We start from the raw sequence: 12,226 nt of genomic DNA, 5'->3' as shown, positions 1-12,226 counted from the left end.
AACGTCCTCCAGCCACTCCAGCCAGAAGGTATCCTGCGGCGGGGCAACGGGGGTCAGGCGGGTCTCGTAGAGTACGTCATCGCGGAAGTAGTGGAGGCGCAGCGGGCAGCCGGGGATGCTGCTGCTGATTTGCCCGGCGAAACTGTCCGCCGTGCTGCGCATCCCTTCCAAAGCAACGAGGAGGTCATCGGGTGACAAACCAGCGGCTTCTGCCGGACTGCCATTAAGCACCTGACGGATTTGTAATCCCTGCGGCTGAGTTTGCCAGTGGGCACCAATCCAGGCTGTCGGCACGGTCGCAGCCGTCTCACCTCCTGAATCACTCTGCTGCGTGGCAGGGCGGCTATGCAGGGCAATCCCCATGCGTGCCAAGAGAGCTTCCAGAGGCAGTTCGGCGCGGGCTTCTATCCAGGTTTTCAACTGCTCTGCCAGTTGCGCGCCAGCAAGGTCTGCTATCTGTTGCAGCGCTTCTCCTTCGGGCAGCGCCTTGCCAGTCTGACCGTGCTCTTTCCAGAGACGCATCAGCAAGATATCCAGACTCAAATGGCCTTCACTGTCCAGGCGCAGGCTCAAGTCCAGACAGAGGGCGAGCAGCGCCCCCTTGTTGTAATAACTGATTTCAAAATTGGCGCTGTTGACATGCGGGTGATAAAGCTTGAGCCAGGCATCTTCGCTGGATTCAGCCAGGCTTTGCAGATATTGGCCGGGGCGTCGCTGCAGGCGCGTCCATTCCTGCCCAATACCTTGCAGATATTGTTCTGGACTGCTTAAACCCACACGACAAAGGCAAAGATCATCGTAGTAAGAGGTGATGCCTTCAAACACCCAGAGATCCCGGGAAAGTTCGGCGCGCTCCAGGGAGCTGGCGCTGAATACCGCAGGCTTGATGGCTTGTACCAGCCAGCTATGAAAATATTCATGGCTGACCAGACCCAGAAAGCGCCGATAGTTTTTGGGGTCGTGGCCGGTCAGGTCATCCCGGGCGCAAACCAGAGCACTGGAAGCCCGATGCTCCAGACCACCATAGTCGTTGCTGCGCGCCTTGCACAAAAAATGATACTCGCTAAAGGGCGACTCGCCCCAAAAATTCTGCTGCCAGTCACAAATGCGGGCCATGTCTCGCCCCAGCGCTTGCAGATCGGCCTGATGTTCTCCCTGAATCAGTAAGTGGTGAGGTAAACCGCCCGCCTCAAAATTCAGTAGGGTCAGCGTACCCATCAACACCGGATGATCAATGAATGCCCGATAATTTTCTGCCTGAAACTGACCCCAGCCCCAAGTTTCACCAGCCACGCGGAGCATGGAAGTCCCCAACTGCCAATGATCCGGGCCAGTAATGCGCAAGGCGTGGATTTGCTGCTCCTGACCGACCACCCGTAAAAACAGGGCGGGACCATTAAAAAACCCGCCCAGTTGATCCAGAAAAGCCGTGCGCACCGACTGATCCAGCGCATAAACACGATAAGAAATCTGGAGAGGCCCTTTTACAGCGGCACAAACCCAGCGGTCGGTAGCGACTTTGCGCAACTGCACCGCTTCGCCGCTTGATTCTGCATCTATCCGGGTAATGTGGCGGGCCAGATCGCGGATGGTGTAACTGCCGGGAACCCAGGCCGGCAAAGCCAGTACCTGTCCATCAGGATCTGGCTCCGGGATTTCCAACGTCACCCGGAACAAATGCGCCTCGGGTTCCAGATGGATACTGTAAAAGAGAGCAGGGGATTGCATGGGAAATTACTCCGTTTCAGCGCCAGGCCGGGGCGAGACTCCGAAATTGGGGATGGGCCGCATCTCCGAGCCATTCATAAAATACCGACTCTGCCACCGTGACGGTAATGCCCGCCTGACGCAGCCGTAACAGAGCCGATTGGGCATTTGCGTCGTCGCGGCTGGCGCAGGCATCGGCGACGACAATGGGCTGCCAACCAGCGCTGTGCAGGTCCAAGGCGGTTTGCAGAACACAAATGTGGGTTTCGACACCCGTCAGGATGACTTGGTGACGACCCTGCCCGGTTTCCAGCAAGTTCCTGAGCGGAGCATGCCGCCAGCAGGAAAAAACCGTTTTATCGAAAGATTCTGTGCAAAATGACCGAAGATCAGCACGAATCGGCCCCAGTCCTTGGGGATATTGCGCAGTAGCCAGGCGCGGAATTTCCAGCGCCGCCGCAGCGGCCAGCAAGCGCGCAGAGTTTTCAATGGCTTTATTGCGTTCTGTCTCGGGAATGGCCCCCAGCAGACGATCCTGCATATCGATGGTCAGAATCAGACTCTGCCGGGCTTCAATACGCATAGCGACTCAAAAAACAAAACGACCAGGAACCGGGGCATGCCGCAAGGGAGTGATTTCGGTTTCAAAAAGTACGGCAGTTTCATAAACGTCCTGCCGGGTGCGCGTGATGCGCTGGGCGCGCATGGCTGGACCCTTACCGATAATGGCTACCAGACGTCCTCCCACCGCCAGTTGTTCCTTGAAAGCCTCGGGCAATACGGGCAAGGAGCCGGTGACACAAATGGCATCATAAGGCGCATGACCAGCCCAGCCGCATGAACCATCGCCGACATGTAATTGCACATTATGAATGCCTTGTACGCGCAGATGGCCTTCCGCCAATTGCGATAAATCAGCACGATCCTCAACGCTATGCACCATGCCACTCAGTCTGGCCATGAGTGCGGCCATGTAGCCGGTTCCTGTGCCAATTTCCAGAACCCGGTGATGTTCGCGCAAATCCAGCTCCTGAAGGACACGGGCCTCCATTTTGGGGGTCCACATATATTCGCCGTGAGCAATGGGCATGGCGTAATCCGCAAACGCCAGATGACGATAGGCGGTTGGCACAAATAATTCCCGCTTGACCTCGGTGACGATGGCCAGCACGCGCGGATCAAGCACATCCCAGGTGCGAATCTGGGTATCAATCATGGTACGGCGCAATATGTCAAAGTCCATAGGTTCAAGGGCTCCAGAGGTTTTGGCTCATTTAGTCATGGGTTTCCGGGCAAGTCAATGACTTCCATTGGGCCAGCAGGCCATTCAGAAGGATTGGCTTGCAACGGTTCCTGTGCTCCAATAGGGACATATCTCATTCAGGAGCTACCTTCTTGGAAAGCCGTGCGCACGCGCTGGTCGCGGTAGTGTTTTTGCTGGTACTTGGCGTCGCGGTCGCGATTGTCGGAATGTGGATGCATCACGGCGCAAAACCCGGTGTCAACTTTGATGTGATTTCACCCTACAGTGTTACTGGCCTTAGCATTCAGGCGCCCGTGCGATTCAAAGGGGTGAGGGTGGGTGAGGTGACGGCCATTGGCCTGGACCCGACCGACCCGCGTATGATTCGGGTGAAAATCAAAGTCGATAAATCGACACCCATCACCCGGGCGACTTTCGCGGAACTGGCTCCTCAAGGGGTCACCGGTCTCAGTTACTTATCCTTGACCGACAAGGGAACCGATTTTGCCCCTATTACGCACAAGCCGGGTCAGATTGCCGAAATTCCCATGCATCCCAGCTTTTTTGAAGTGCTGTCCCGCAATGGTGAGTCTCTGGTAAACCGCAGTAATGAGCTGGCGGACCGACTGAATGACCTGCTCAATGACCAGAACCGTGCCCGTTTCGGACAAACCCTGACGCATCTTGATCAGGCTACTCAGGACCTGGTGCAAATGGAAAGTGCCATGATGCCTGCGCTCAAGGCGCTTCCCGCCATGGTGGCAGCCACCCAATCCACCATGGTCGCCAGCCATCAACTTATCCAGCATTTAGATACCCTGGCAGTACAGGCGCAAGCCCCCCTGGCGAGTGCTACCCAGGCGGCCAAATCCCTGCAAAAACTGGGCGCATCCAGTGAGCAGGCCATCAATACCCTGAACTACCAGACGCTTCCCCAGGTGCATCAATTAACCAGCAGTCTGCTGCATAGTAGTGAAGCGCTGTCCAGCCTCAGCCAGTCCCTGAAACAATCACCCCAATCCTTGATTTACGGAACCCAAGGACCCCCCCCAGGTCCGGGTGAGTCGGGTTTTTCTGCAGGAGGTCACTAAGCTCATGATAGTTGTTCGCATGCCACGTTTATGGGGCTCAGCCCGTCTGGGATTTTTGGGGACCGCTTTTTTGCTTGGCGGTTGTGCCACGGCGACTCCCTGGCAGGTGCCCTACAATATCAGTGCGCTACATTCTTCGGTGCCTGCCGAAGCCCAAAAAGCATCGCACAATGCTCAAGTCGTATTGCAACTGGCCTCGGTCAGTGCGCCTTCCTGGCTGGATACCAATACCTATCAATACCATCTGCTTTATCAGAATCCCCAAATGCTCCTCTCTTATCGGGATGCACGTTGGGTAGGGACCCCGGCGGAAATGCTGGATATGCGCCTGCTGCAGCATCTGCAGCAAAGCCAGCACTGGAAAGCCGTGCTTTCCGGGCAGTCCAGCGGTGCTGCACAATATGTGCTGCGCCTGCACCTGAGTAATTTTGTGGTGAATTTCACTGCACCCCAGGCTGGTCAGGCGCTGATAGCGGGCACGGCCACTTTATTGAATGCCCACAATTATCAGGTCATCGCCCAGCAGTCGTTTCGGCAAACTGTGCCGCTAAAAACCGCTTCGGCGGCTGCCGGGGCTGCCGCCATGACCCAGGCTGGCAGTCATTTTGTGGGGGCAGTCAGTGCCTGGGTTGACCAGTATCAGTGATTGATCAACTGTGTTTGATCACCAGCACCGGACAGTGGGCGTGGTTGAGCACGTCATTGGCTACAGAACCCAATAATAAGCGTCCAAGACCACTATGACCATGGCTGCCGACCACCAGCAGGTCGGCCTGATGGGCCTTACCATAAGCGGCAATGGCGCGGCCAATGTTATCCGCACTTTCCTCCAGCACCATTTCTGCTTGCATCCCTTCGCTGTCCATCGCCTTGTGGAGCTTGTCCATTTCGGCGTGGGCCAGGTGCAGCAGCTTTTCCCGAAGATCCAGAGTCGGAGGCAGGATTTCCTCGGGCATTTGCAAATTGAGCATTTGCGGGTTGAACACATGGATGACGGTGAGTTTGGCCTGATGCAGCCGGGCTTCCTGAGCCGCCGCCAGGGCGGTAGGCAGCGCCATTTCTGAAAAATCTACGGCCACCATTACATGCTGCACTGGAAAGTTATCCATGATCCTGATCCTTATGGTTGATGAAGGGGCGAACTCGCATTAAGGCGGTCCATCAGTTCGGCTTCATTCACCAGCGTATTTTCGCTGGCGCGGCGCGCCCGGTATTCCCAAACATTCTGCGCCAGTACCTTGTCACTGACCACCACCCGATGCGGCAAGCCGATCAAATCCATGGTCGCAAACTGCACCCCCGGTCGCTCATCCCGATCATCCAGCAGCACACTGAAACCCGCCTGCTCCAGACGATCATGCAGGGCCTGAGCGGCGGCGGCAACTTCTGGAAATTTGCGGGCATTGATGGCGACAATGCCCACATCGAAAGGGGTCAAAGACGCGGGCCAGATAATGCCGCGCTCGTCAAAGTGCTGCTCCACCGCCGCTGCCACCACCCGTGATACACCAATTCCGTAGCAACCCATGGTCACTGTGGCATCGCGTCCGCTTTCATCCAGCACGGTGATTTTCATGCGCTCACTGTATACCTGCCCGAGCTGGAACACATGCCCCACCTCAATGCCCCGGCGGATGCTCAGCGTACCGGTACTACAGTGGGGGCAAGGGTCGCCCGCCCGGACATTGCGCAAGTCGGCGCAGTCCGGGCGGGAAAGATCACGATCCCAGTTGAGATTCACCCAATGGGTGTCCATCTGGTTGGCACCGGTACTGAAATTACCGACATTCAGGGCGCGATGGTCGGCCAGCACCCGAAGAGCCGTGCTTAAATCCTTGGGGCCGATGAAGCCCAGGGGGGCACCAGTCGCAGCCTCTGCCTCTTCGGGCGTTGCCATTCTGACTTCATCCACCTGCAGGGCATGAGCAGCCTTGATCAGGTTCAATTCGTCATCACCGCGCAACAGCAGCATGACCGATTGCTCACCCGCCATGACCAGCACGGTTTTGACGATCTGGCTGCTGGAAATGCCCAGTACGGCAGCCTGTTCGGCCACCGTCCGGATGCCCGGCGTCTGCACCCGCGCCGCCTCCAGAGGGGCTTCGACGGGCGCGCCTTTGGCGGGGCTGCTGGCTTTTTCCATATTGGCCGCATAGTCACAGTGGTCGCAGGACACAATGGCATCTTCCCCGGAATCTGCCAGAACATGAAATTCGTGGGAACGCTTGCCGCCAATCGCCCCGTTGTCGGCCTCCACCGCCCGAAAATCCAGACCCAGGCGGGTGAACGCCCGTTGGTAAGCGTCATACATGGTCTGATAAGTGATTTCCAGAGAAGCATGATCCACATGAAAGGAATAGGCGTCTTTCATGATAAATTCGCGGCCACGCATCAGCCCGAAACGGGGCCGGATTTCGTCGCGGAACTTGGTTTGAATCTGATAAAAATTGACGGGAAGCTGCTTGTAGGAATGAATTTCACGGCGCGCCAAATCGCTGATGACTTCTTCATGGGTAGGGCCCAGACAAAAATCGCGCTGGTGGCGATCCTTGAGGCGCAGCAGTTCCGGCCCGTATTTTTCCCAACGTCCCGATTCCTGCCACAACTCGGCGGGCTGAACCACCGGCATCAGCACTTCCTGGGCGCCGCTGCGGTCCATTTCCTCGCGGACAATGCGCTCCACCTTGCGCAATACCCGTAAACCCAGAGGCATCCAGGTATATAATCCCGAGGCAAGGCGGCGAATAAAGCCCCCGCGCAGCAGCAACTGGTGGCTGACGAGTTCTGCCTCGGCGGGAGTTTCTTTCAGGGTCGGAATGAAAATCTGACTGGCGCGCATAAAAATCTCAAATGGAAAAGTAGCGCACAGTGTAAGAAAGGCCACAGCACAAAGAAAGAGGTGAACTTCAGGTACTTCCGAGAATCCCACGAGTTTATGGATAAGCGAGCAACGCGGAAGCATCAAGTACTGACTTACTCATGTTTTGCTGCGAGGCGTCGTTCGGCGTCGCATTGCAGCTTGGCGGTTTATACGGCAAAATACCGTATACGGTATTTTGCCGTAATCTCTGGAGATGGATATGACGGCAGCTCGTTTTGAATTGAAAATGGATATAGAAGAAAAGGAAGTTGTAGCGCGTGCTGCAGCCCTGGCGGGCACTACGATGGCCGCATTCGTACGCAACGCAGCCAAAGAAAAGGCACGCGACCTGTTGGAACGGGAGTCACGCATTACGATGTCGAACGACGATTTTCAGGCCTTAACAAGGGCCCTGAACGGGGCATTTATGCCCAATGCTGCCTTACAAAATGCGATGGATCTTGCGCGTAAAGTTCGGCGTGCTTGAAATCCAACTGTTGGACCCGCAGCGTCATGACCGTCAGGCTTTTACATCTGCTGTGGACGCGCTGGATGAATACCTGCATCGCTTTGCCGTTCAGCATGTGAAGAAGGGTATTGCAGTGGTTTATGTACTGGTTGATACAGACAAACCGAAAACTATTCTGGGTTACTACAGTTTGAGTGCTGCCCAGATTGACGCCATGCAAATGGACGCGCTCACCCGAAAAAAGCTGCCGCGCTACCCCGTGCCCTGTTTCCGACTGGGGCGTCTGGCAGTGGATTCAGCGCATCAGGGGAAAGGATTGGGGCGCCTCCTCATAGGTTGTGCTGTTGAACATTGTCTGGAGGCCCGTAAAACAGTAGCTGCCTATGCGCTGGTGGTCGATGCCAAAGGGGAAGAGGCCAGGGCGTTTTATGTGCACTACGGTTTTCTATCATGCAAAGATGATCCGATGACCCTGTACCTATCTTTGGGCTTTTTCTGGCAGAGCTGACCTTCCGGTGGCATAATCCCCCGCCAGCAGAAGCACTCGGCAGCACACTCCTATTTGGCGGATACCTACAAATTTGACCAGTCCCAGCCTTAGCGCGCAAAACGCCCACATTATTCTCATTAATTGGAATAGCCTTGCCGATACGCGGCGTTGTCTGCGGGCGCTTAGGGAACTCAGCGAAACCCCGGGGCATATCTGGGTAGTGGATAATGGTTCGACGGATGGCAGTGACGAGGCTCTCGAAGCCTGGATAGCCTCTTGTACTTTGTTGCCGGCCACCCTGATTCGTACCGGCGAAAATCTCGGTTTTGGCGGGGGTTGTAATGTCGGCATCCGTCACGCTCTGGATGCGGGTGCTACCGCCCTCTGGATCCTCAATAATGATGCCATTGTCCACAAGGACGCCCTCAATGCACTGCTGGCAGAGTTGCAAAGCAATGCACAGGTGGGTGCAGTCGGCTCAGTGATTTACGATCTGGAACATCCGCAAGAGGTGCTGGTCTGGGGCGGCGGTCATGTCCTCTCGTGGTTGGGTCTGGCGCATCATGCCAAACGCGCGCTTCCCGCCGCGCGGCTGGATTATCTGACAGGAGCCAGCCTGCTTTTGCGTCGCGAGGTGTTGGAGCAGGTCGGCTTTTTCGACGACGGCCATTTTTTCATGTATTGGGAAGACACCGACTTGTGTTACCGCCTGCGGGCACAGGGTTGGCAACTGGCGGTGGCCGCCGAATCCCATATCTGGCACCAGCACTCCTCCAGCCTGGGACACGATCATCCCCTTAAAGACTATTATGTGACCAGCTCTGCCGGGCGTTTTTTGTCCCGCTACGCAGGCTTACCCCGACTAAGCTGGACGCTAGGTTCTCTGGTACGCATCAGCAAGCGGTTGCGTGCTGGTCAATGGAACAATATTCGCGCCATTTGGGAAGCGCGCAAGGGGCTGGCCTACAGCGAACAGGTTCCCATGCCGGTACCTTTGCCGCAAACCGAAAGACGCCGCACCGTCCGCGTAGCCATAGAAGCCACCACGATGCAAGGACGTCCAGCAGGCATTGGTCATTTTTCCGAAGAACTGATTAAAGTCCTGACCCAGACCCCTGCCGTGAATCTGACCTATTTCACCACCACCAGCTACTCCGACCAGCCCCCTCATCCCGTCGGATTACGCATTCCGCAGCGGGGCGAGTGGAAAAAGAAAATTCCATTGGGCCGTGAAGTGCAATTTTATCTGCAGGGACGGCAACTGGAACGCCTCAAAAAGCGCTGGCGACCGGAAATTATTTTGGGCATGAACTACGTGCTGCCCAAGGGTCGTTCCTCACAGGTGCTGGTGGTACATGACCTGTCGCACATGGACATGCCCGAAGCGCACCCTCCGGGACGGGTACGTTTTCTGAATCGTCATTTGCGTCCGGCCCTGGAAAGAGCCAATGCGGTGGTCACCATCTCGCATTTTTCCAAGGGCGAACTCCTGAAGCACTTTCCGGAGTTGGCAGGACGCATTCATGTTCTGTATCCGGGTATTTCGGAGCGATTTTCGGCTCCGGTAAACGATGAAACCCGGCGGGCATTACGCGTCGCCCTGGATGGGGATCCGCGTCCCTATTTTCTGTTTTTATCGACGCTGGAACCCCGCAAAAATATGGAGCGACTGCTCCTTGCCTATGAGGGGTTGGCAGACCGCATCAAACGCCAGTATCCCCTGGTGCTGGTGGGTCAGATGGGCTGGCAGGAAAGCCATTTTGCGCCCATCCTGGAACGCATGCAGACCCGGGGTGAAATCGTCCTGCTGGGCTACCTGCGCGATGAACTCTTACCGGCCTTATTGGAGCGGGCTGTGGCACTGATTTATCCCTCCCTCTATGAAGGTTTTGGTTTGCCGCCCGTAGAAGCCATGGCCAGTGGTTGTCCGGTGCTGGCCAGCCATAGCACGGCTATTCCTGAAGTTTGTGGGGACGCCGTCCTGTATTGTGATCCGCTCAGTATAGAATCCATCCGCGATGGCATGACCCGACTGGCGGAGGATAAAGCCTTGCGACAAGATCTGGCCAAAAAAGGGAAAACGCAGGCGGCGCAATATCACTGGCAGCGGGCAGGGAAGCAGATGCTGGGGATTTTGCGGGAAGTGGCGGGGCGGGGGTAGGTTTATTGACTGTCGTCTGCTTAACGGTTGCGAAATACCAAAGCCCGAGAAGCCGTAAAGTTAAAAATCAAACCGGCCAGTGAGCCTGCTGCCACTGCAAGCACAGGATAATGTGCCATTAGCGACAAGGTTAAGATTAAAACGACATAGACACCGTTATTAACAATCGCACCCAACGAATTTGCAGATACATAGCGTAACCATTCTCGCAAAAGACGGTGATCGGCCCAATGCGGAAATGTGTACTTGCGATTCAGCCACCATGTAACCGTGACAGCCACAGAAAAAGCGATGCCCTGGGCGATAATTGCATTGATCCTAAACTGTGTTAATAACCAGACAATGCTCGCATCTACAGCGAATCCTGGGGGTGTAAGAATTTTTGTGTAAATGGTCATTTGGCAGGAATCTGCCGTCCTGTGAAAAAGGAGTTGTAAATGACTATTAGCAATGAACTGCTGGACAGCCTGTTGGCTGACTACCAGTTGCTCATTTGAGTCGGAAACCCTTTGTAGCAACAGTACGCCACCTCATTCAAGTCAGTTGTAATGCGCCCGCACACCACTTTCAAGCATAACTCCGACCTTGACGATAGGCGGCAAGCCGCTAGCCTTGGCGTTTTCCAACCAGGGCTTTCAATAGAGTAGTACCTTGGTGGCGATTCTTGATCGTAAAGATGTCCTGGAAGGTCAGGCGGTACTGGTACGCCTGCGCCGTCTTGAGGTTCTGGTTCTGGAGTAATTCCTGCAGTTTTGCTTTCAGGTTGCGGTCATTCTTGAGCCATACCCAGCGCGTCTTTTTGAGATCTGGCTGACTGAGTGCTTCGTTCCTGCGCACGGCGTCCACTGCTTCATTAACGAGCTTCATGAGGTGAAATCGATCGAAGGTCACCTGGGCGTTGGGGAGATACGCATCGGCCCCTTTCTGGAAGGGCGGAGACAAGTCCATGCTGACGTCCGTGATCGCTTGCGCACTGCCCCCGTGGGCTTCGAGGTCTGTGGCGAATCGCGTAAAGGTGGAGGCGTCCTTGCCGGGGGTAGCAAACAATAACTGCCGCGCTTCCAGATCGACGAAGAGCGTGATGTAGTCGTGGCCGCGCCGGCTGCTGGTCTCATCCATACCGACCGTATGAACGGCGGCCATATCTACGCGGGCACGCGCGGTTTCGACATAATGGTCAATGATCCGCCACAGGCGCTTGTCGGTTTCCCGTACCAGGCGCGCCGCCGTCAACACGGGCATCGCCCGTACCAGGGTCATGATCAGCGCCTCGAACAGCAGGGTGAAATGGGAACCCTCCCGTGCCCAGGGAACAGGCACCTGATGCACCCCATGCTCCGGACATTTCACCCGGGGCACACGCGCATGCAGATAGGCTTCATGCTGGAAGAAATCCATGTGTCTCCAAGTCTTTTTCTGAACATCATGCACTGGACATTCCGCGCCGCAGGCGGCGCAGGAGAAGCGGCTTCCCTTGGGAAAGGTGACATGCAGATCCAGTCGCTTCTCTTCGACTTTGAAGGTCACGTCATCCACCATCCACGGTGGTACCAGACCCAAGGCCAAAGTGAATAACAGATTCTGATCCATCTCACTCTTCCTCATCTTCAGATGTCACATACCCCAGATTCTACCCCTGAGTCCACTCGATGTGTCGAGGTGCCAAACTACTTAACGTACGATTCTCCTTTTTATGAATGGGGGATCACCAGGGCTCCGTCAAGCTCGCCAGATATAGTAGCAGAGGCGCTTTCTGCCGCTGATTTGAGTGGTGGCTTGAGGGAACCGTGTTGGTGGAAATGCGGCATTTTCAGGCTGTTTTTGGTGCGGAATCGTGAATGGGGTGGCGGGCGGACGCAGATCTCCCTCCGGAGGCATTCCCGGATAGGTAAGCCCCGTGGTGGAGGCTCAGTATCCGAGTTGGCGGAGCGTTTGAGGTGCGCTGGCGGCGAAATCCCGGCACGCTTTGGCGATATTCTTGACGCCGGTGAGACGCATAATGCTCATGGCGAGTTCGCGCAAGGTCGCCATCATATGGGGACCATTCTGGGTGCGGACTTGGGAGAGGTCCTCGTGGAAAGTCACGTCGCGGACATGATGGTTCCGGTTTTCAATCTCCCCATGGCCACGGGCCAAGCCCAACAGATTTTCGGGCGTGGCGCGCTCTGGGGTCAGGCTGGTGAGTCCGAAGGCGTAATCATCCCG

At 56.0% G+C, this 12,226-nt stretch carries 12 protein-coding genes and 1 pseudogene; 5 read left to right on the top strand and 8 right to left on the bottom strand.

Going from position 1 to position 12,226, the window contains the following annotated elements:
• The 3 genes from HAP95_RS13495 to HAP95_RS13485 form a co-directional block, all read right to left on the bottom strand.
• On the bottom strand, positions 1-1,728 hold a 1,728-nt coding region (locus HAP95_RS13495), incomplete at its 3' end, for a M61 family metallopeptidase (RefSeq protein WP_215884677.1).
• Positions 1,729-1,744: 16 nt separating this feature from the next.
• Positions 1,745-2,290, bottom strand: coding sequence for an isochorismatase family protein (locus HAP95_RS13490; RefSeq protein WP_215884676.1), 546 nt, complete (start codon positions 2,288-2,290; stop codon positions 1,745-1,747).
• A 6-nt stretch (positions 2,291-2,296) separates the two neighbouring features.
• A complete protein-coding gene (locus tag HAP95_RS13485) occupies positions 2,297-2,950 on the bottom strand; it encodes a protein-L-isoaspartate O-methyltransferase family protein (protein WP_215884675.1) in 654 nt (217 codons plus the stop codon).
• A 152-nt stretch (positions 2,951-3,102) separates the two neighbouring features.
• On the opposite strand from HAP95_RS13485, the gene HAP95_RS13480 reads away from it, so the two are divergent.
• Positions 3,103-4,041 carry an MlaD family protein gene (locus HAP95_RS13480; RefSeq protein ID WP_215884674.1) on the top strand — a complete coding sequence of 313 codons (939 nt, stop codon included), beginning with the start codon at positions 3,103-3,105 and terminating at the stop codon, positions 4,039-4,041.
• A 4-nt stretch (positions 4,042-4,045) separates the two neighbouring features.
• The gene (locus tag HAP95_RS13475; RefSeq protein ID WP_215884673.1) at positions 4,046-4,687 is read left to right on the top strand and encodes an ABC-type transport auxiliary lipoprotein family protein; all 642 of its coding nucleotides are present in this window, start codon (positions 4,046-4,048) and stop codon (positions 4,685-4,687) included.
• 4 nt (positions 4,688-4,691) lie between these two features.
• Here the strand turns inward: HAP95_RS13475 and HAP95_RS13470 are convergent, their stop codons facing one another.
• Complete coding sequence (locus tag HAP95_RS13470) at positions 4,692-5,150, bottom strand: universal stress protein (RefSeq protein WP_215884672.1); 459 nt, start codon at positions 5,148-5,150, stop codon at positions 4,692-4,694.
• A gap of 11 nt (positions 5,151-5,161) precedes the next feature.
• Positions 5,162-6,880, bottom strand: coding sequence for a proline--tRNA ligase (locus tag HAP95_RS13465; protein WP_215884671.1), 1,719 nt, complete (start codon positions 6,878-6,880; stop codon positions 5,162-5,164).
• Positions 6,881-7,121: 241 nt separating this feature from the next.
• Between HAP95_RS13465 and HAP95_RS13460 the strand changes: the two genes are divergently transcribed.
• The 3 genes from HAP95_RS13460 (at position 7,122) to HAP95_RS13450 (ending at position 10,021) form a co-directional block, all read left to right on the top strand.
• Positions 7,122-7,388: a type II toxin-antitoxin system TacA family antitoxin gene (locus tag HAP95_RS13460; RefSeq protein ID WP_215884670.1), complete on the top strand. Its 267-nt coding sequence runs from the start codon at positions 7,122-7,124 to the stop codon at positions 7,386-7,388.
• Positions 7,363-7,878, top strand: coding sequence for a GNAT family N-acetyltransferase (locus HAP95_RS13455; RefSeq protein WP_215884669.1), 516 nt, complete (start codon positions 7,363-7,365; stop codon positions 7,876-7,878). Before HAP95_RS13460 ends, HAP95_RS13455 begins: the two co-directional genes overlap by 26 nt.
• A gap of 73 nt (positions 7,879-7,951) precedes the next feature.
• On the top strand, positions 7,952-10,021 hold the full coding sequence (locus HAP95_RS13450; protein ID WP_215884668.1) for a glycosyltransferase: 2,070 nt from the start codon (positions 7,952-7,954) through the stop codon (positions 10,019-10,021).
• Between the two features lie 20 nt (positions 10,022-10,041).
• On the opposite strand, the gene HAP95_RS13445 is transcribed toward HAP95_RS13450, so the two are convergent.
• The 3 genes and pseudogenes from HAP95_RS13445 to HAP95_RS13435 all read right to left on the bottom strand — a co-directional run.
• Entirely contained in the window at positions 10,042-10,539 is a 498-nt protein-coding gene (locus HAP95_RS13445) for a GtrA family protein (RefSeq protein ID WP_215884667.1), read from the bottom strand.
• A gap of 63 nt (positions 10,540-10,602) precedes the next feature.
• Positions 10,603-11,611: pseudogene (locus HAP95_RS13440) on the bottom strand (ISL3 family transposase); the annotation flags it as partial.
• Between the two features lie 318 nt (positions 11,612-11,929).
• The coding region (locus tag HAP95_RS13435; protein WP_368356591.1) for a transposase at positions 11,930-12,226 on the bottom strand (297 nt) is incomplete at its 5' end.

The organism is Acidithiobacillus sulfurivorans (assembly GCF_018853815.1).
Classification (GTDB): Bacteria; Pseudomonadota; Gammaproteobacteria; order Acidithiobacillales; family Acidithiobacillaceae; genus Acidithiobacillus; species Acidithiobacillus sulfurivorans.
The sequence above is the reverse complement of the archived record's forward strand: the minus strand, read 5'-3'. Positions and strand labels throughout refer to the sequence as shown.